The organism is Streptomyces sp. NBC_00654 (assembly GCF_026341775.1).
GTDB lineage: Bacteria > Actinomycetota > Actinomycetes > Streptomycetales > Streptomycetaceae > Streptomyces.
Genome location: NZ_JAPEOB010000001.1, coordinates 1,261,631 through 1,280,230, shown reverse-complemented (window position 1 = coordinate 1,280,230; position 18,600 = coordinate 1,261,631). Strand labels below are relative to the sequence as shown.

Annotated in this window: 15 protein-coding genes; 7 read left to right on the top strand and 8 right to left on the bottom strand. The window is 71.6% G+C overall.

The features are described from left to right. Positions 1–198 precede the first annotated feature (198 nt). On the bottom strand, positions 199–2,235 hold the full coding sequence (locus tag OHA98_RS05695; RefSeq protein ID WP_266923007.1) for a serine/threonine-protein kinase: 2,037 nt from the start codon (positions 2,233–2,235) through the stop codon (positions 199–201). A gap of 119 nt (positions 2,236–2,354) precedes the next feature. On the opposite strand from OHA98_RS05695, the gene OHA98_RS05690 reads away from it, so the two are divergent. Beyond that, complete coding sequence (locus OHA98_RS05690; RefSeq protein WP_266923006.1) at positions 2,355–3,458, top strand: serine hydrolase; 1,104 nt, start codon at positions 2,355–2,357, stop codon at positions 3,456–3,458. Positions 3,459–3,578: 120 nt separating this feature from the next. Here OHA98_RS05690 and OHA98_RS05685 read toward each other — a convergent pair whose 3' ends face one another. Next, positions 3,579–5,285: a glycerol-3-phosphate dehydrogenase/oxidase gene (locus OHA98_RS05685; protein ID WP_266923005.1), complete on the bottom strand. Its 1,707-nt coding sequence runs from the start codon at positions 5,283–5,285 to the stop codon at positions 3,579–3,581. Positions 5,286–5,534: 249 nt separating this feature from the next. Between OHA98_RS05685 and OHA98_RS05680 the strand changes: the two genes are divergently transcribed. Beyond that, positions 5,535–6,797: a nucleotide sugar dehydrogenase gene (locus tag OHA98_RS05680; protein ID WP_266923004.1), complete on the top strand. Its 1,263-nt coding sequence runs from the start codon at positions 5,535–5,537 to the stop codon at positions 6,795–6,797. A 129-nt stretch (positions 6,798–6,926) separates the two neighbouring features. Then, positions 6,927–7,571, top strand: a complete 645-nt coding sequence (locus OHA98_RS05675) for a hypothetical protein (protein WP_266923003.1) — start codon at positions 6,927–6,929, stop codon at positions 7,569–7,571. A gap of 103 nt (positions 7,572–7,674) precedes the next feature. On the opposite strand, the gene OHA98_RS05670 is transcribed toward OHA98_RS05675, so the two are convergent. The 4 genes from OHA98_RS05670 to OHA98_RS05655 form a co-directional block, all read right to left on the bottom strand. After that, positions 7,675–8,799 carry a GuaB3 family IMP dehydrogenase-related protein gene (locus tag OHA98_RS05670; RefSeq protein ID WP_007453079.1) on the bottom strand — a complete coding sequence of 375 codons (1,125 nt, stop codon included), beginning with the start codon at positions 8,797–8,799 and terminating at the stop codon, positions 7,675–7,677. A gap of 105 nt (positions 8,800–8,904) precedes the next feature. Then, positions 8,905–10,407: an IMP dehydrogenase gene (gene guaB / locus OHA98_RS05665; RefSeq protein WP_266923002.1), complete on the bottom strand. Its 1,503-nt coding sequence runs from the start codon at positions 10,405–10,407 to the stop codon at positions 8,905–8,907. 141 nt (positions 10,408–10,548) lie between these two features. Continuing rightward, positions 10,549–11,124, bottom strand: coding sequence for a sigma-70 family RNA polymerase sigma factor (locus tag OHA98_RS05660; protein ID WP_266923001.1), 576 nt, complete (start codon positions 11,122–11,124; stop codon positions 10,549–10,551). 324 nt (positions 11,125–11,448) lie between these two features. Then, entirely contained in the window at positions 11,449–12,060 is a 612-nt protein-coding gene (locus tag OHA98_RS05655; protein WP_003948568.1) for a response regulator transcription factor, read from the bottom strand. Between the two features lie 422 nt (positions 12,061–12,482). On the opposite strand from OHA98_RS05655, the gene OHA98_RS05650 reads away from it, so the two are divergent. Beyond that, positions 12,483–12,815 (top strand): WhiB family transcriptional regulator, encoded by a 333-nt coding sequence (locus OHA98_RS05650; RefSeq protein WP_266923000.1) that lies wholly within the window; start codon positions 12,483–12,485, stop codon positions 12,813–12,815. 199 nt (positions 12,816–13,014) lie between these two features. Here the strand turns inward: OHA98_RS05650 and OHA98_RS05645 are convergent, their stop codons facing one another. Beyond that, positions 13,015–13,905, bottom strand: coding sequence for a LysR family transcriptional regulator (locus OHA98_RS05645; RefSeq protein ID WP_266922999.1), 891 nt, complete (start codon positions 13,903–13,905; stop codon positions 13,015–13,017). Positions 13,906–13,986: 81 nt separating this feature from the next. On the opposite strand from OHA98_RS05645, the gene OHA98_RS05640 reads away from it, so the two are divergent. Both OHA98_RS05640 and OHA98_RS05635 read left to right on the top strand, forming a co-directional pair. After that, the gene (locus tag OHA98_RS05640; protein ID WP_266922998.1) at positions 13,987–14,664 is read left to right on the top strand and encodes an MOSC domain-containing protein; all 678 of its coding nucleotides are present in this window, start codon (positions 13,987–13,989) and stop codon (positions 14,662–14,664) included. 60 nt (positions 14,665–14,724) lie between these two features. Beyond that, positions 14,725–15,498 (top strand): SDR family oxidoreductase, encoded by a 774-nt coding sequence (locus OHA98_RS05635; RefSeq protein ID WP_266922997.1) that lies wholly within the window; start codon positions 14,725–14,727, stop codon positions 15,496–15,498. A gap of 71 nt (positions 15,499–15,569) precedes the next feature. Here the strand turns inward: OHA98_RS05635 and OHA98_RS05630 are convergent, their stop codons facing one another. Beyond that, complete coding sequence (locus tag OHA98_RS05630) at positions 15,570–17,105, bottom strand: right-handed parallel beta-helix repeat-containing protein (protein WP_266922996.1); 1,536 nt, start codon at positions 17,103–17,105, stop codon at positions 15,570–15,572. 295 nt (positions 17,106–17,400) lie between these two features. Here OHA98_RS05630 and OHA98_RS05625 point away from each other — a divergent pair, with 295 nt between their 5' ends. Continuing rightward, a complete protein-coding gene (locus OHA98_RS05625) occupies positions 17,401–18,516 on the top strand; it encodes a substrate-binding domain-containing protein (protein ID WP_266922995.1) in 1,116 nt (371 codons plus the stop codon). The last annotated feature ends 84 nt before the right edge of the window (positions 18,517–18,600 follow it).

Here is an 18,600-nt window from a genome sequence, read left to right as displayed (position 1 = left end):
CCGGTCACCAGGGCCGTATGAATCAGTCAATTACGGTCAGTTGCCGTGCAATTGACCTGTCGTTCCGGGTGCGTACGACCCCGGCCTCCTACGATACGTGGCAAGCCCCGGCCACGCGGCCGGGTCGCGGCAACCCGGCCGCCCCGGCCGTCGCCCCGGCCGTCGGCCCGGCCGTCAGTACGGCTGTCGGTCCGGTTGTCAGTCCGTGGGCTTGAACGTGGCGAACGCCGTCTCCCGCATCGTTTTGCACTCCGCCCCGTCCCACTCGCTCGCCTTGCAGCTGACCATGATCGAGTAGCCGCGCTTGGCGTCGACCTTGAAGCCCCGGTTCTGCACCCGGACCCGGATGCCCTTCTGGTCGCGCTCGAAATGCCAGTCGGCGACGGTCGGGTAACCGTTGTACTCGACCTTGTCGATGCCGATCTGCTTGAAGCCGTTGCTGTGGACCTTGGTGCCCGCCACCGCCCCGGCCCATGCCGCTGCCGCGTCGCTTCCGGGCGAGTCGTTGAAGTCGACCTGGACACGCGGGAAGCCGCCGTCGGCGTTGTAGATCCCGCCGGAGTTCCTGCCCGCTATGGCATCGCGCTTGAAGCCCTCGGGCATCGCCATGGTGAAGTGGAACCGCTTGTCGCTGACCTTCTCGTACCCGGCGGGCAGGGCGTCGGCGGGGGGCTTCGGCGGGTCCGCCGGGTCCTCGGTCTTCGGGTCCTGCTTCTTGGGGTCCTGGGACGGCTGCTCCGAAGCCTTGCCGTCGCTCCCGCCCTGGCCTTCCTTGCCCGCGTCCCCCTGGCCCTGGGCGGAACCGGCCGAGGCGGAGGTGTCGCCCTTGCCCGAGCCGCTGCCCCGGTTGTCCTTGTCGTCGCCCCCGCTGAGGGCGATCGCGAGCACCGTACCGATGATGGCGAGCGCGACGACGGCCGCGATGACCGCCAGGGTGCGGCGCGGCACCACGTCCGTGATGGACGCGCGGACGGGCGCGGCACCGGCCTGCGGTCCCCCCGGGCGCTGCGGCGGCACGGCGGCGGTGGTGGCCGGTGCCGTCGGGGGCTTGGCCGGTGCCTTGGGCGCGGCTGCCGGAGCCGCGGCGGAAGCCGTCACGGGACCCCGGTCCTGCGGTCCGGGCCTCCCGCCGGGCGCGGCCTGGGCCGCCCCGGACGCGGAGGCAGCACCGGCCCCCGCCGCGACCGCCGGGGCCGGCTTGACGTTCCGTACGGAGCGCAGGGCACCGCGCAGCCGGTCGCGGGCGCCCTCGCCGGACTCGCCGCCCGGTCCGGCCGCCTGCCTGGACGGCTTCGGCGGCTTCCTGCCGGCGTTCCCGGCGTCGACGTCCACCGGCAGGGCCATGATCTGGGTGGAGTCGGCCGGCGGCGGCACCGGCACGTCCGGAGCGTTGATCACGGCGTTGAGCAGGGCACGCGCCCCGGCGTCGTCCAGCCGTTGGTCGGGGTCCCGGGCGAGCAGGCCGTAGATGACCTCCTCCAGCGGGCCCGCGTTCTTGGGCGGGTCGAGCGGCTCGGTCATCACGGCCGTGAGGGTGGCGATCGCCGACCCCTTGTCGTACGGCGGGCAGCCCTCGACGCTCGCGTACAGCAGTCCGCCGAGCGACCACAGGTCGGCGGGCGGCCCCGGCTTGTGGCCACGGGCCCGCTCGGGCGAGATGTACGAGGGGGCGCCGACCAGCATGCCGGTCGAGGTGACCGACGGGTCGCCCTCGACCTGGGCGATGCCGAAGTCGGTCAGCACGACCCGGCCGTCCTCGGAGATCAGCACGTTGGACGGCTTCACATCGCGGTGCAGGATGCCCTCGCGGTGCGCCGAGCGCAGCACGTCGAGGATGGCGAGCCCGACCTCCGCGGCACGCCTGGGGGTCAGCGTCCCGTCCTCACGGATCGCCTCGGCCAGCGACTTTCCCTCGATCAGTTCCATGACGATCCACGGCCGGTCGTCCTCGTCGACCACGTCGTAGACGGTCACCGCGCCGTTGTTGCGGATCCGCGCGATCGCCTTGGCCTCGCGCAGGGTGCGCGTGATCAGGCGGCGCTTCTCGTCCTCGTCGATGGCCGACGGGAACCTCAGTTCCTTGACCGCGACCGTGCGGCCCAGCGTCTCGTCGGCAGCGCGGTGGACCGTGCCCATGCCGCCCCGGCCGAGCACCTCCCCGAGCCGGTAACGCCCCGCGAGAAGACGACCTTCCTTGTCCCGTTGGGGCTCCCGTGCCTGCTCCGCCTCCGACATGCGTCCCCTCTGCGATCAACCCGCCCTGGCAGAGCGTTCATTGTCCCTCACCCCGGGACCGGTCCTGGTGCCGGGTCGGGGTCCGCCATGATGTGGCCGGAGGAAAGGGATCCCCCGCCATGCCGACATTCAGGGCGCTGCTCGCCGCCCCGCTGGTGTTTTCTCTGCTCGTCCCGGGTACGGCGTGCCCGTCCAGCGAACCACACCTCACGCCCGCAGCCTCCTATCTGCCCCGTCTCCTCGTCCAGGGCGATGCCCCGGCCGCGGCCCTGCTGGCCCGGAATTCCGCCACCGCCCCGGGCCGGACATACGCCTCGGCGGGTCCCGGCATCCGGCAGCGGGACCGGTTCCGGGCAGGCAGCGTCACCAAGACGTTCGTCGCGACGGTGATCCTCCAACTCGCCGGGGAGGGCAGGCTGAAGCTGTCGTCCCCGGTCGAGCGCTATCTCCCCGGGCTGATCCGGGGCCACGGCCACGACGGCCGCCGCATCACCCTGCGCGCGCTGCTCACCCACACCAGTGGTCTCCCCGACCACGCCGCCGGTCTGCCGGTCACCGTCCCCTCCATGACCGGCCGGGCGGGCCCGTCCGTCCGGCCCCCGTCCGCCGAGGCGGTGGTCCGGGCCGCGACGGCCCGCCGCCCCGCCGCGGCGCCCGGCCGCTACGCCTACTCCAACACCGGCTACCTGACGCTGGGCCTGGTCATCCAGCGCGTCACCGGTCACTCCTACGCCTCCGAGATCAGACGCCGCGTCCTTGTCCCCCTCCGCCTCGGCGGAACCTCTCTCCCGGGCGCCCGCACCGGTCTGCCCGCCCCGCACTCCCGCGGCTACTACCGCGATCCGCGGGACGGGTCCCTGCGGGACGTCACCGCGATGGACCCGCGCCTGGCGGGCGCCGCGGGCGAGATGGTCTCGACGCTCGCCGACCTGAACCGCTTCTACGCGGCCCTGCTGTGCGGCTGGCTCCTGCCGCCCGCACAGCAGGCCACCCTGCTGAACACCCGTGCCGCCCATGGCTCCTACGGGATGGGCGTCTACCCGGAGAAACTCTCCTGCGGCATCACGGTGTGGGGGCACAACGGACGCACACCGGGCAGCTACGTCCGTACCGCCGCGACCCGCGACGGCCGACACATCCTCACTTTCCGCATCAACACGGACACCTTGTCCGATACCCGTCTGGAACCGGCCCTGCTGGAGGCGGAGTTCTGCCGCCCTTGACGCCACCCGGGTCGGCGCCCCGGTCCGACCGCCCGGTCTCCGGCCACCCGCCGGGAACCGCCGCCCGCCGAAACCGCCGGCCGTCAGGGGCTGCCCCCGTCAGGGACCTTGGGACGCGCGTCAGATGGGCACGATGTCCGGCGCCCCGAGCCGCGCCGCGTCGGCCGTCAGGTCGTCCGGCTGCCGCTGCGACTCCCGCTCCGCCTCCACCCGCTTCTCGTAGTGCTCGACCTCCCGCTCGATCTGCCCCTCGTCCCAGCCCAGCACCGGGGCCATCAGCTCCGCGCACTCCCGGGCGGAGCGGGTGCCCCGGTCGAAGGTCTCGATGGAGATCCGGGTGCGCCGGGTCAGCACGTCGTCGAGGTGTCTGGCCCCCTCGTGCGAGGCGGCGTAGACGATCTCGGCCCGCAGATAGTCGTCCGCCGCCGCCAGCGGTTCGCCCAGTGAGGGGTCGGCCGTGATCAGTTCCAGGATCTCCTCGACCATGGAGCCGTAGCGGTTCAGCAGATGCTCCACCCGGGCGACATGGATGCCCGTCCTGGCCGCGATCCGGGCGCGGGCGTTCCACAGGGCGCGGTAGCCCTCGGCGCCCAGCAGGGGGATGTCCTCGGTGACACAGGCCGCGACCCGCTGGTCGAGCGCGTGCACCGCCTCGTCCACCGCGTCCTTCGCCATCACCCGGTACGTCGTGTACTTGCCGCCCGCGACGACCACCAGCCCGGGGACCGGGTGCGCCACGGTGTGCTCGCGCGAGAGCTTGCTGGTGGCGTCCGACTCACCGGCCAGCAGCGGCCGCAGCCCGGCGTAGACACCCTGGACGTCGTCCCTGGTCAACGGGGTGGCCAGCACCGAGTTGACGTGTTCGAGCAGATAGTCGATATCGGCGCTGGACGCCGCCGGGTGGGCCTTGTCGAGGTCCCAGTCGGTGTCCGTGGTCCCGATGATCCAGTGGCGTCCCCACGGGATCACGAACAGCACGGACTTCTCGGTGCGCAGGATGAGGCCGGTCGAGGAGTGGATCCGGTCCTTGGGGACGACCAGATGGATGCCCTTCGACGCCCGTACGTGGAACTGCCCGCGCTCACCGATCAGCGCCTGGGTGTCGTCCGTCCACACCCCGGTCGCGTTGACCACCTGCTTGGCCCGGACCTCGTACTCCCCACCCCCCTCGACGTCCTGCACCCGCGCCCCGACAACCCGCTCGCCCTCGCGCAGGAAGCCGATCACCCGCGCCCGGTTCGCCACCTGGGCGCCGTATCCGGCGGCGGTGCGCACCAGGGCGGCCACATAGCGGGCGTCGTCCATCTGCGCGTCGTAGTACTGCAGGGCCCCGACCAGGGCGTCCCGCTTCAGCGCGGGCGCGACGCGCAGGGCGTGCCGGCGGGAGAGGTGACGGTGCACGGGCAGTCCGCGGCCGTGGCCCGAGGAGACCGACATCGCGTCGTACAGCGCCACGCCGGATCCCGCGTAGAGCCGCTCCCAGCCCTTGTGCTGCAACGGGTAGAGGAAGGGCACCGGCTTCACCAGGTGCGGGGCGAGCCGCTCCAGGAGCAGCCCGCGCTCCTTCAGCGCCTCCCGCACGAGCGCGAAGTCGAGCATCTCCAGATAGCGCAGCCCGCCGTGGATCAGTTTGCTGGACCGGCTCGATGTGCCGGAGGCCCAGTCGCGGGCCTCGACCAGTCCGGTCGAGAGCCCTCTGGTCGCGGCGTCCAGCGCCGTCCCGGCGCCGACCACGCCCGCCCCCACGACCAGCACGTCCAGTTCGCGCTCGGCCATCGCGGCGAGCGCCGTCGCACGCTCCGCGGGTCCCAGTGTCGCTGTCCTCACTGCTGCCTCCCGGTAGATCGGGGTGGTCGGGCACGGAGGTGCGGCCCGGCCCGGGAGGCCGGGCGTCCGTGCCCACCTCTCGATTCTGTCCGCGGTCGGCGACTTCAGCCACCGCCTGTGGACAACACCCGGACGACCGGAGCCACACAATGCGACATATAGGTCATATTTACGCCTAGTCTGACATTGCACTGTTCCCAGCAGTTGCGCTTTCCGTCTTCATGGTCTTAGGGAAGGACGGCCTTCGACATGCCCGCAGACCTCGCCGTCATCGGACTCGGTCACCTCGGCCTGCCCCTCGCCCAGGCCGCCGTCGCCGCCGGCATCGACACCGTCGGTTACGACACCGACCCACGCCCCTGCACGGAACTCGCCGCGGGCCGCACCCCCGTCGAGGGCTCCCTCACCGCCTCCGACATCCGCCGGATGCTCTCCGGGGGCTTCCGGCCCACCAGCAACGCGGCCGAACTCGGCCGGGTCCGTACCGCCGTGATCTGCGCCCCGACCCCGCTCGGCGCCGACCGCACCCTCGACCTCACGGCGCTGGGCGACGCGGCCCGCGCGCTGGCCGCCCGGCTGCGGCCGCACACCACCGTCCTGCTGGAGTCGTCCGTCCCCCCGGGCACCACCGAGAACTTCCTGCGCCCCCTGCTCGAAGAGGGCTCGGGCCTGCGCGCCGGACGCGACTTCCACCTCGCGTGCTCCCCCAGCCGGCTCGACCCCGGCAACCGCACCCACATCTACGCCAACACCCCCAAGGTCATCGGCGGCCTCACCTCCGCCTGCACCGAATCGGCCGCTGCCTTCTACGGCCGGCTCACCGACAAGGTCGTCCGGGCGCGCGGGCCCCGCGAGGCCGAGATGACCAAGGTCCTGGAGACCAACTTCCGGCACGTCAACATCGCCCTGGTCAACGAGATGGCGGTGCTCTGCCACGACCTCGGCGTCGATCTGTGGGACGTCATCCGGTGCGCCGAGACCAAGCCCTTCGGCTTCCAGCCCTTCCGGCCGGGACCCGGCGTCGGCGGCCACGGCGCCCCGGTCGACCCCGGCTACCTCCCGTACAGCACCCGCACCCCCGGCCACCCCCTGCGCATGGTCTCGCTCGCCCAGGAGATCAACGACCGCATGCCGAGCTATGTGATCCAGCGCTGCGCCACCCTGCTGAACGAGCACGGCAAGTCCGTGCGCGGCGCCAGGGTCCTGCTCCTGGGCGTCACCTACAAGCCGGACAGCGCCGACCAGGAGGCCTCCCCCGCCCGCGAGATCGCGACCCGGCTGATGGACATGGGCGCGCAGATCGGCTACCACGACCCGCACGTCCTGGACTGGCGCGTCCGCGAGCTGCCCGTGCCGCGCGCCGACTCGCTGTACGAGGCCGCCGCCGGCGCCGACCTGACCGTACTGCTCCAGCAGCACCGCACCTACGACCTCCAGGGCCTCGCGGTGAAGGCCCAGCTTCTCCTGGACACCCGGGGAGCCACCCCCGCCGGAGCCGCGCACCGGCTCTGAGGATGCCTCCTGAACGGGCTCCGGACCAGTCGCCCCAACGTTTTCGGTGGGCGTTGTCGGAACCGACTGCTAGCCTGCGGCGTCACAACTCGCACACTCGTGCGCATTCGCCCCAGGGGGAGACCCACCGTGAGCCAGCCCGTGCCGCCGAACCAGCCCCAGCAGCCCTACGGGGGCCAGCCCGCCGAAGGCAACCCGTACGCGAACCAGCCGCAGCCCGGTGCCCCGACCGGCAACCCCTACGGCCAGCAGCCGGGCGCCCCGGCGGGCAACCCGTACGGCCAGCAGCCCGGTGCCCCCACGGGCAACCCCTTCGCGGACCAGCAGCCCGGCCAGTTCGGCGGCGGCACCCCCTTCACCCCGGCACCCCCGGCGCGCAACAACATCGCACTCGGTGTGGTGACCGCGCTGGGCGCGGCGATCATCGCGGGCATCCTGTACGGCGTGATCGCGGGCTCCATCGAGCGCGAGGTCGGCTACGCGGCGGTCGGCGTCGGCTTCCTCGTCGGCTTCGCCGCCAGCAAGGTCGGCGGGAGCAACCCGGTCGTCGTCGGGGCCGCCGCGCTCTTCTCGCTCGGCGGTGTCTACCTCGGCCAGCTCGTCGGCATGTCGATGATCATGGCGGACGTGGCGGGCGCGACCTTCTCCGAGGTCTTCTTCGACCACTTCGACGTGGTGACCCGGCTCTGGAAGGAAGAGTCCGACTTCATGACCTACCTCTTCCTCGCCCTGGGCCCGATCGCCGCGATCGGCGGCGCCAAGAAGGCGGGCTGACACCCGCCTCGCCCGTACGTACCTGTGGAAAGGGCCCGGACCGTCATGTGACGGTCCGGGCCCTTTCCACAGGTACGTACGGATCAGCTTCCGTGGGTACGGCTCAGCGGCGGTGCTGCGAGTCCGCCACCGTCACCTCGACGCGCTGGAACTCCTTGAGGTCGCTGTAGCCCGTGGTGGCCATCGCGCGGCGCAGGGCGCCGAAGATGTTCATCGAGCCGTCGGGGGTGTGCGAAGGCCCGGTGAGGACCTCCTCCGTCGTCCCGACCGAGCCCAGGTCCACCAGCTTGCCGCGCGGCACGTCCTCGTGGACGGCCTCCATGCCCCAGTGCCGGCCACGCCCGGGGGCGTCCGTCGCACGGGCCAGCGGGGAGCCCATCATCACGGCGTCCGCGCCGCAGGCGATGGCCTTGGGCAGGTCGCCGGACCAGCCGACGCCACCGTCCGCGATCACGTGGACGTACCGGCCGCCGGACTCGTCCATGTAGTCGCGGCGGGCCCCGGCCACATCGGCGACCGCGGTCGCCATCGGGACCTGGATGCCGAAGACGTTGCGCGTGGTGTGCGCGGCGCCGCCGCCGAAGCCCACCAGGACACCGGCCGCGCCGGTGCGCATCAGGTGCAGGGCCGCGGTGTACGTGGCACAGCCGCCGACGATCACCGGAACGTCCAGCTCGTAGATGAACTGCTTCAGGTTGAGCGGTTCGGCCGCACCCGAGACATGCTCGGCGGAGACCGTCGTACCGCGGATGACGAAGATGTCCACACCCGCGTCGACGACGGCCTTGGAGAACTGGGCGGTGCGCTGCGGCGAGAGCGCGGCGGCGGTGACGACACCGGAGTCGCGCACCTCCTTGATGCGCTGCCCGATCAGCTCTTCCTGGATCGGCGCGGAGTAGATCTCCTGGAGCCGCCGGGTCGCGGACTCGACGGGCATCTCGGCGATCTCGTCGAGCAGCGGCTGCGGGTCGGCGTGCCGGGTCCACAGCCCTTCCAGGTTGAGCACGCCCAGGCCGCCGAGCTCGCCGATCCGGATGGCGTGCTGCGGAGAGACCACGGAGTCCATGGGAGCGGCCAGGAACGGCAGCTCGAAGCGGTAGGCGTCGATCTGCCAGGCGATCGAGACCTCCTTCGGGTCGCGGGTGCGGCGGCTCGGTACGACGGCGATGTCGTCGAATGCGTATGCCCGGCGGCCGCGCTTGCCGCGCCCGATCTCGATCTCAGTCACGATGATGTGGCCTTTCCCTCTACGTCTGCGCTGACCAGTATCCCCGACACACGCGTGAGGGGCGGTCCCGGGAACACCGGTCCGCCCCTCACCTGCGGTTTCGCGTTACTTCCTGCTGTAGTTCGGCGCTTCGACAGTCATCTGGATGTCGTGCGGGTGGCTCTCCTTGAGACCCGCCGAGGTGATCCGTACGAACCGGCCGTTGGACTGGAGCTCCGGCACGGTACGGCCGCCGACGTAGAACATCGACTGGCGCAGACCGCCGGTGAGCTGGTGGACGACCGCGGAGAGCGGGCCCCGGTAGGGCACCTGGCCCTCGATGCCCTCGGGGACCAGCTTCTCGTCGGAGGCGACGCCCTCCTGGAAGTAGCGGTCCTTGGAGAAGGACTTGCGGTCGCCGCGGGTCTGCATCGCGGCGAGCGAGCCCATGCCGCGGTACGACTTGAACTGCTTGCCGTTGATGAAGAGCAGTTCGCCCGGGGACTCCTCGCAGCCCGCGAGCAGCGAGCCGAGCATCACGGTGTCCGCGCCGGCCACCAGGGCCTTGGCGATGTCGCCCGAGTACTGGAGGCCGCCGTCGCCGATGACCGGGACACCGGCCGCCTTGGCGGCGAGCGAGGCCTCGTAGATCGCGGTGACCTGCGGAACGCCGATACCGGCGACCACACGCGTCGTACAGATGGAGCCGGGGCCGACGCCGACCTTGATGCCGTCCACACCGGCGTCGATCAGCGCCTGGGCGCCGTCACGGGTGGCGATGTTGCCACCGATGACATCGACCGACGCGTTCGACTTGATCTTGGCGACCATGTCGCCGACCAGCCGGGAGTGGCCGTGGGCGGTGTCGACGACGATGAAGTCGACACCCGCCTCGATGAGCGCCTGGGCACGCTCGTAGGCGTCGCCCGCGACACCGACGGCCGCGCCGACGAGCAGCCGGCCGCCCTTGTCCTTGGCCGCGTTCGGGTACTTCTCGGCCTTGACGAAGTCCTTGACGGTGATGAGGCCCTTGAGGACGCCCGCCTCGTCGACCAGCGGCAGCTTCTCGATCTTGTGGCGGCGCAGCAGCTCCATGGCGTCCACGCCGGAGATGCCGACCTTGCCGGTGACCAGCGGCATCGGCGTCATGACCTCGCGCACCTGGCGCGTGCGGTCGGGCTCGAAGGCCATGTCACGGTTGGTGACGATGCCGAGGAGCTTGCCCGCCGGGTCGGTGACCGGGACACCGCTGATGCGGAACTTGGCGCACAGGTCGTTCGCCTCGCTGAGCGTGGCGTCGGGGTGCACCGTGATCGGGTCGGTGACCATGCCGGACTCGGAGCGCTTGACCAGGTCGACCTGGTTGGCCTGGTCGGCGATGGAGAGATTGCGGTGCAGTACGCCCGCGCCGCCCTGCCGGGCCATGGCGATGGCCATGCGTGCTTCGGTGACCTTGTCCATCGCCGCGGAGAGCAGCGGGATGTTCACCCGTACGTTCTTCGAGATGTACGAGGAGGTATCGATCTGGTCGGGCGCCATGTCGGACGCGCCGGGCAGCAGCAGCACGTCGTCGTATGTCAGCCCGAGCGTCGCGAATTTCTCGGGCACTCCGTCGACGTTTGCAGTCATGACACCTTCCCCAAATGGCCTTGATCGGTGCGGATGTCCATGCTAACGGGCTCCGCGGGTGTCTCATTCCACGATCAAGATCACTAAGAGTTTTTGTACTTTCCTACGGTCCGCCCCCGGGCCCCTCCGCCACCGGGCGGGCTACTGCCCGGCGAGGGCCCGCAGCCTGCTGAGCGCGCGGTGCTGGGCGACCCGGACCGCGCCCGGGGACATTCCGAGCATCTGCCCGGTCTCCTCCGCGGTCAGACCGACCGCGACCCGCAGGACCAGCAGTTCCCGCTGGTTCTCCGGAAGGTTGGCGAGGAGCTTCTTCGCCCAGGCCGCGTCGCTGCTGAGCAGCGCGCGCTCTTCGGGGCCGAGGGAATCGTCGGGCCGCTCCGGCATCTCGTCGGAGGGGACGGCCGTCGACCCCGGGTGCCGCATGGCGGCCCGCTGGAGGTCGGCGACCTTGTGGCCCGCGATGGCGAAGACGAAGGCTTCGAAGGGCCTGCCGGTGTCCTTGTAGCGCGGCAGCGCCATCAGGACCGCGACACAGACCTCCTGCGCCAGGTCCTCCACGAAGTGGCGAGCATCACCGGGCAGCCGGTTCAGCCGGGACCTGCAGTAGCGCAGGGCGAGGGGGTGGACATGGGCCAGCAGATCGTGGGTGGCCTGCGCGTCGCCTTCGACGGCACGGTGCACCAGAGCACCGATCACCGTTGTCTCGTCGTCGCGCATCGGACCATGGTGCCTTGATGCCGTCTGGTCCGCTCCACCGCGTCCTGAGTTGTGCACCGAAGCGTTATGAGCGGGTGCGCCGGATGTCATGTCCTGCGCCCTCCCCTTCCGCTCGTCCGAATCGTTCCCGAGGAACTCCACGACTCAAGGATGCGTCATCGGCCGGGAAGCGTCACACAGCGCCGGTACGGAGGGGCCGGCACGGGTACGCCGCCGGGCTCCGGGCCCACCGCCGCGACGCGACCGCCGGCCCGCCGGTCCCGTCGCCCCGTCCGCCGGAGTGCGGACGGGGAAGGCCTCGGCTGCCGGGCACGGCCCCCGCCCTCAGCGGACCAGACCCCAGCGGAAGCCGAGCGCCACCGCGTGGGCGCGGTCCGAGGCGCCGAGCTTCTTGAACAGCCTCCTGGCGTGCGTCTTCACCGTGTCCTCGGAGAGGAAGAGCTCGCGCCCGATCTCCGCGTTGGAACGGCCGTGACTCATGCCTTCGAGCACCTGGATCTCCCGCGCGGTGAGCGTGGGGGCCGCCCCCATCTCGGCGGACCGCAGCCGGCGCGGGGCGAGCCGCCACGTCGGATCGGCCAGCGCCTGGGTCACGGTGGCCCGCAGCTCGGCGCGCGAGGCGTCCTTGTGCAGATAGCCGCGGGCCCCGGCGGCGACCGCGAGCGCGACCCCGTCCAGGTCCTCGGCGACGGTCAGCATGATGATCCGGGCCCCGGGGTCAGCGGAGAGCAGCCGCCGGACCGTCTCCACACCCCCCAGACCGGGCATGCGTACGTCCATCAGAATCAGATCCGAACGATCGGCACCCCAGCGGCGGAGGACTTCCTCGCCGTTGGCCGCCGTCGTCACGCGCTCGACGCCGGGCACAGTGGCCACCGCGCGACGGAGCGCTTCTCGGGCAAGCGGGGAGTCGTCGCAGACGAGGACGGATGTCATGACCGTCCTCCGCAGCTGATGCGCGTCACCTTGAGCCTCCAGGCTGATACAAGTCGTCACCTGTGCGGTTGACCCCCTCGGACATGTGCCCGAGCTCGTTCTCCGTCAACCGCCTCCGCCCTCTCAACGATGGTCACTCGAAAGAGTTACGGGTCGGACCGTCGGGTTCGGCACTCTACGTGAAGGGCCGCACACGGAGGAGAACGGCGCGGGCGATCCACCTCTCGCCCGAATCTTCACCTGAAGGTATGCCCTGTTTGGCGGGTTTTCTTCCCTTTTGCTGGTGTCTGTGGCTAGATTCGCAATCAGTCATATTTACATCTACTAACACCGTAGATGTACGGTCGGAACTCCGGCCGCCGAAGTTCGACGACGGTCGAGCATGCCGTTTCCGACTCAGCACGGTTTCGAGGGGACAAGCAATGGCAGATTTCTCCCGCCTTCCCGGACCCAATGCAGATCTGTGGGACTGGCAGCTTCTGGCCGCCTGCCGAGGGGTCGACAGCTCACTGTTCTTCCACCCGGAAGGTGAGCGCGGGGCGGCTCGGAGCGCACGCGAGACCTCGGCGAAGGAGGTGTGCATGCGCTGCCCGGTACGCGCCGAGTGCGCGGCACACGCGCTGGCGGTACGGGAGCCCTACGGAGTGTGGGGCGGCCTGACCGAGGACGAGCGCGAAGAGCTCATGGGCCGCGCACGCAACCGGCTGATCACGGCGACCCCGTCGGGCGCCGCCCACGGATCCGGACGCGCCTGACACCTGAGCCCGCCCCCCTGGGGCAGAAACGTTTCTCTCGAACGGCGGACATGGCGCGTACCGGCAACCGACGACGTCGTACGCCGGCGCTGGAGCGCGCCGCGAGCCGACGGCCGGACAGCGCCATGAGCCGCGCGCACGCCGGCGGCGCCCTCCGGGGGCCGCCCGCCCGGCGGGCGGCCGCTCAGCGGGCGGCCGCTCAGCGGGCGGCCGCCAGGGACAGCTGGTCCAGGGTGGCCGCCACCGCCGGGACCCGCGCCAGGTCCGGCAGGGTCAGCGCCACGATCTCGCGCTCGATGGCCGGCTCCACCGAGATGGTGCGCGCCCCCTTGGGGCGTACCGACTCGATCGCCAGCGCCGGGAGCACCGCCACCCCCAGTCCCGCGCCGACCAGGCCGATCACCGCCGGGTAGTCGTCCGTGGCGAAGTCGATCCGGGGGGTGAAGCCGGACTCCTCGCAGACCTCCACGAGCTGGCGGCGGCAGCGCGGGCATCCGGCGATCCACGGCTCGTCGGCCAGTTCGCCGATGCCCACGCTCCGCGCCCCGGCCAGCCGGTGCCCGTCCGGGACCAGGCCGATCAGCCGGTCGGTGAGCAGGGGGCGTGCGACCAGGTCGTCCCATTCGCCGCCGGAGGTCCCGTACCGGAAGGCCAGCGCGATGTCGCAGTCGCCGTCGCGCAGCATCTCCACCGATCTCGGCGGCTCGGCCTCGACGAGGGAGACCCGCGTGCCGGGGTGCTCCGCGCGCAGCGCGGCGAGGGCGCCGGGGACCAGGGTGGAGCTGCCGCTGGGGAACGAGACGAGCCGGACCCGGCCCGCCCGCAGCCCGGCGATGGCGGCGACCTCCTCCTCGGCGGCGGTCAGCCCGGCCAGGATGCCGGAGGCGTGCCGTACCAGCGCCTCGCCCGCCTGGGTGAGGCGCATCTCGCGGCCCGTACGGATCAGCAGCGTGGTGCCCGCGGAGGACTCCAGCGCCTTCATCTGCTGGCTGACGGCGGGCTGGGTGCAGCCCAGTTCGCGCGCGGCGGCGGAGAAGGAACCGGTGGTGGCCACGGCGCGCAGGACACGGAGATGACGGGCTTCGATCACCTCACCACCATAAGCGAATCTTGTATGAGTGGCGAATTATCGCCTAGTTACTTTGAGACATGATTCGTTAGCGTATGCGCCATGAAGCTACTGACCGTCAATGTGGGGATCCCCCGCCCCTCCGCCCACTCCGATGCCCCCACCGGGATCGACAAACGGCCCGTCGAGGGGCCGGTACGGGTCGCCGACCCGGGCGCGAAGGGGATCGGCGGCAGCGGGGTCGGCGGGGACGCGGTGTGCGATCTGCGCCACCACGGCGGCAGCGACCAGGCCGTGTACGCCTTCGCCCGCGAGGAGCTGGACGGCTGGGAGCGGGTGCTGGGCGGGCGGGCGCTCCCCAACGGGGCGTTCGGCGAGAATCTGACGACCCTGGGCATCGACGTGAGCGGCGCGAGGATCGGCGAACGCTGGCGGATCGGCTCCGGCCTGGTGCTGGAGGTGACCTCGGGCCGCATTCCCTGCCGGACGTTCGCGGGCCATGTCGGCGAGAAGGGCTGGGTCAAGCGGTTCACCGAGGCGGCCGCCCCGGGCGCGTACCTCCGGGTGATCGAGCCGGGCACGGTCCACGCCGGGGACCCGGTGGAGATCGTGCACCGCCCGGACCACGACATCACGGTGGCCCTGCAGTTCCGGGCGGTGACGACCGAACGGGATCTGCTGCCCCGCCTGTTGGCCGCCGGGGACGCGCTGCACCCCGAGGCGGCGCGCAAGGCGCGGGCGTACGTCGAGGAGCACGGCCGGGGGCCGTCCGGCGCATAGCGCCGTCCGCCCGGCGGGCGGGGGGTCCGGCGGCGCGCGCGGGGCACTAACGTGCCGCGTATGACGACTGCACTGATTACGGGCGCGACGGCGGGGATCGGGGCCGCTTTCGCGCGGCGGCTCGCGGGCGACGGGCACAACCTGGTGCTGGTGGCCCGTGACACCGAGCGGCTGCGGGTCCAGGCCACCGAACTGCACGACCGGCACGGCATCGAGGCCGAGGTGCTGAGCGCCGATCTGTCCCAGGACTCCGGGATCGCGGCCGTCGAGGCGCGGCTGGAGGACTCCCGGCACCCGGTCGACCTGCTGGTCAACAACGCCGGTTTCGGCAACAAGGGGCGCTATCTGGATGTGCCCGTCGCCGATGAGCTGATGATGCTGAAGGTGCACTGCGAGGCGGTGCTGCGGCTGACCTCGGCGGCGGCCGCCGGGATGCGGGAGCGGGGCCGGGGCGGAGTCATCAACGTGGCCTCCGTCGCGGCGTTCCTGCCGCGCGGGACGTACGGGGCGTCGAAGGCGTGGGTCGTGCAGTTCACCCAGGGCACGGCGAAGGACCTGGCGGGGTCGGGGGTCAGGCTGATGGCGCTCTGCCCCGGTTTCGTCCGTACGGAGTTCCATGACCGCGCCGGGATGGGGACGGGCAACATCCCGGGCTGGATGTGGCTGGACGCCGACAAGCTGGTGGCGGCGGCGCTCTCGGATCTGGCGCGCGGCAGGTCGGTGTCGATTCCGGACCCGCGCTACAAGGCGCTGATGGGACTGGTCAAGGTCACGCCTCGCGGCCTGCTCGGAGGGGTCTCCTCCAGGACAGGCCGCAAGTACGGACCTCAGTGAGTGGTGCGCGGTGAGTCGTGCGCGGTGAGTCGTGCGCGGTGCCGACCGTCCGGACCGGACGCGCGGCAGGGCTATCGGACGCCGCGGCCCGCGTAGGCGCCGATGTTGGGGGCGCCGGGCTTCAGCCTGTTGCCGAAGTAGTCCTTGCCGCCGTTGTCCTCGATCTCGGCTCCGGCGGCGAGGGCGGGCGAGCCCTTGCCCAGCCGGAAGTCGGGGCGCAGCTTCGGGTCGGCCGTGATGCCACCGGGGTCGGGGCGGGTCATGCCGATGCCGTGGAAGGCGTTGTGGTCGAACGAGAGTCCGGCGGTCGGGTTCTTGAAGGCGTAGCCGCCGGTGCCCTCGCTCACGAAGAGGTTGTTGCGGATGGACAGTTCGTGCTGCGTGGTGGCGGGGCTGCCGGCGTCGTCCTGGACGAGGTAACCGGGCACCGTCTCCGCGCTGTTGACGAAGGTGTTGTTGTGGATCCGGGTGTCGAGGATCGGGCCCCAGCAGTTCTGGATGAGGCGCGCGCCGTCGTTGCGGCTGACGTTGTAGCGGGCGACCGTGCCGATGGTCCTGGCTCCGCTGTACGGGCAGACCAGCAGGAAGCCGCCCTTGTTGTCGTGGCTGTAGTTGTACTGGAAGACCGTGTTCCGGGAGGCGCCGTCGGCGTCGAAGGACATGCCGTCGTGGGTGTTGCCGCCGCCCGAGACCTCGTTGTACTCGATGGTCGTGTCGTCCGTGTTGAAGGTCCAGATGCCCGCGTTGGCGGAGGGCGAGCGGAGCTGGAACCCGTCGATCCGGTTGTGGTCGACGCGGGCGCCGCTGGTGGTGTCCAGCTTCATGCCGTCGCCCGCCAGGGACTTGAGGGTGTTGTGGTGGATGCGGACGCCGGTGCTGGGCGTCCACTCCCCCGGGTAGACGTTCGGGTCCTGCTGCTGGCCGACCAGATCGCGCTTGGAGAAGGTGGACTTGAAGTAGATGCCCTCGCGGTCGACGTTCTCGATCCGGTTGTAGCCGATGTCGAGACCGTCGTACCGGCTGGCCTTCGCCGTGCCCTCGACCGCGATGTGGATCGCGCTGGAGCCGGTCAGTGTCTTGAAGTCGCCACCCCGCACATCGTGGATGTAGAGGCCCGAGATGCTGAAGCCGCGGGCGGTGCCGTAGTCGGTGAGCCGGAGGCGGACGCCGTTGCGCTCGCTGCCGGGGTTGTCGGCGTTGGTGATCTCCAGGTCGCGGAGGTGGACGTACTGCGTGTTGGAGAGCAGTACGACATCGTGGGCGCCCGCGCCGTCGAGCCGGGCGCGGGCAGCGCCGGGGCCGTAGTCGGCGATGGTGAACGGGGCGCGGGCGGAGCCGCCGCCCTGCGGGGCGAGGGTGCCGGTGCAGGTGGCGCCGCGCCGGAAGAGCAGCCGGTCGCCGGGGCCGTAGGTCCGGGCGTTCGCCTCGGCGAGGCCGGTCCAGGGCCGTGCCCTGCTGCCGTCGGCCGCTGCCGTGCCGGTGGTGGCGGAGCAGTCGACGTAGTGGGTACGGCCGGTGGGCGCGGCCTGCGCGCCGCCGGTGCCTGCGGCGGTCAGACCGGCGGCGGTCAGGGCGGCGAGCGCGGCCGCGGTGACGCGATGTCTCACAATTCCTCCGTACGAACAGTCAGAGTCGGTCGGGCAGTTGGGTCGGGCAGGGGCGGTGCGGTCGGATCGATTCACCGGCCGGCGGATCGGTCGGCGGACCGGCCGGTCGGATCGGCCGAACGGTCGGATCGGTCGGCGTCGCCGGAATCCTGAACGCCGATTGATCGAACGTCAATGGATTGCGTTTGAATGATCGAAACTGCCATCGTTCGATCACGCTGGACTAGGGTCGGGACAGGGCTCCGGGAACCGCCGGACCGGGGACCGCGCCACACATTGCGAGGGGACTGCCGCCGTGCGCGAAAGTGCTGCTGAACGTCATGACCGACTGCTGGACCTGGTCCGTGAACGGGGCTCGGCCCGCGTCTCGGATCTGGCCTCCCTGCTGGGGGTCTCCCCCGTCACGGCCCGCCGGGACGTGGAGGATCTGGCGGTACGGGGCCTGCTCGACCGGGTGCACGGCTCCGTGTCCTGGCCGCGGGACGCCACGCCCGCGCCCGCCGCGGCCCCCGGTCCGGGTGCCGCCGGTCCGGGGGGCGGGATGGTCCTCGGCATGCTCGCGCCCTCCGCGACGTACTACTTCGCCGAGGTGATCCGTGGAGCGCACGAGGCGGCGGCGCGGGCCGGCGCCCGGCTGATCCTGCGGATCTCCGACTACCGCCCGGAGGAGGACCACGCCCGCACCGAGGGCCTGCTCGCGGCGGGCGCCGAGGGCATGCTGGTCGCGCCCGGGTGGCGGCGGCCCGGCGACCCGGCGGCGTTCGGCGACTGGATCACCTCGCTGCCCGTGCCCACCGTGCTGCTGGAGCGGCAGCCCGCCGCCGGCTCCCCGCTCGACGCCCTGGACAGGGTCTGCTCGGACCACCGGCACGGGGTGCTGCTGGCCGTGCGCCACCTGGTGGGACTGGGCCACGGCGCGCCGCTGCTGATGGCCCGCGCGGACTCCCCGACGGCGGTCGCCGTGCGGTCCGGGTACGAGGAGGCGCTGAGCGTGCTGAAGCTGCGCGCCCCGCAGGACGTGATCGATTCCGTACCGGCCGAGCTGGCCCCGGACGGCTTCGAGGACGCGGTGCTGGCCCTGCGCGACGCGGTCACCTCCGGGGTGGCCACGGCGGCGCTGATCCACAACGACGTGGACGCGATCCAGGTGGTGCAGCGCCTGGCCGAGCTGGGTGTACGGGTGCCGGAGGACCTGGCCCTGATCGCGTACGACGACGAGGTGGCGGCCCTCGCCGACACCCCGCTCACCGCGGTGGCGCCGCCGAAGCGCGAGGTGGGGCGGCACGCCACGGAACTGCTGGTGGAGCGGCTGGCGCAGGCCCGCGGCACGGGCGGTGCCGCGCCCCGCCGGCATCTGTCGCTGCTCCCCGAACTGCGGGTCAGGTCCTCCTGCGGAGCCCCCCTGGGGTAGGCCTCGCGCGGTCTCCTCGACCACTTCCGTTCGTAACTTATTTGATCTTTTTTCGATCAATCAATCTTTCGCTCTTGACTTCGG

Excerpts from the sequence above, each read along its gene's own strand:
- OHA98_RS05695 (WP_266923007.1), bottom strand. The coding sequence starts at position 2,235 with ATGTCGGAGGCGGAGCAGGCACGGGAGCCCCAACGGGACAAGGAAGGT.
- OHA98_RS05690 (WP_266923006.1), top strand. The coding sequence starts at position 2,355 with ATGCCGACATTCAGGGCGCTGCTCGCCGCCCCGCTGGTGTTTTCTCTG.
- OHA98_RS05680 (WP_266923004.1), top strand. The coding sequence starts at position 5,535 with ATGCCCGCAGACCTCGCCGTCATCGGACTCGGTCACCTCGGCCTGCCC.
- guaB (WP_266923002.1), bottom strand. The coding sequence starts at position 10,407 with ATGACTGCAAACGTCGACGGAGTGCCCGAGAAATTCGCGACGCTCGGG.
- OHA98_RS05660 (WP_266923001.1), bottom strand. The coding sequence starts at position 11,124 with ATGCGCGACGACGAGACAACGGTGATCGGTGCTCTGGTGCACCGTGCC.
- OHA98_RS05655 (WP_003948568.1), bottom strand. The coding sequence starts at position 12,060 with ATGACATCCGTCCTCGTCTGCGACGACTCCCCGCTTGCCCGAGAAGCG.
- OHA98_RS05650 (WP_266923000.1), top strand. The coding sequence starts at position 12,483 with ATGGCAGATTTCTCCCGCCTTCCCGGACCCAATGCAGATCTGTGGGAC.
- OHA98_RS05640 (WP_266922998.1), top strand. The coding sequence starts at position 13,987 with ATGAAGCTACTGACCGTCAATGTGGGGATCCCCCGCCCCTCCGCCCAC.
- OHA98_RS05635 (WP_266922997.1), top strand. The coding sequence starts at position 14,725 with ATGACGACTGCACTGATTACGGGCGCGACGGCGGGGATCGGGGCCGCT.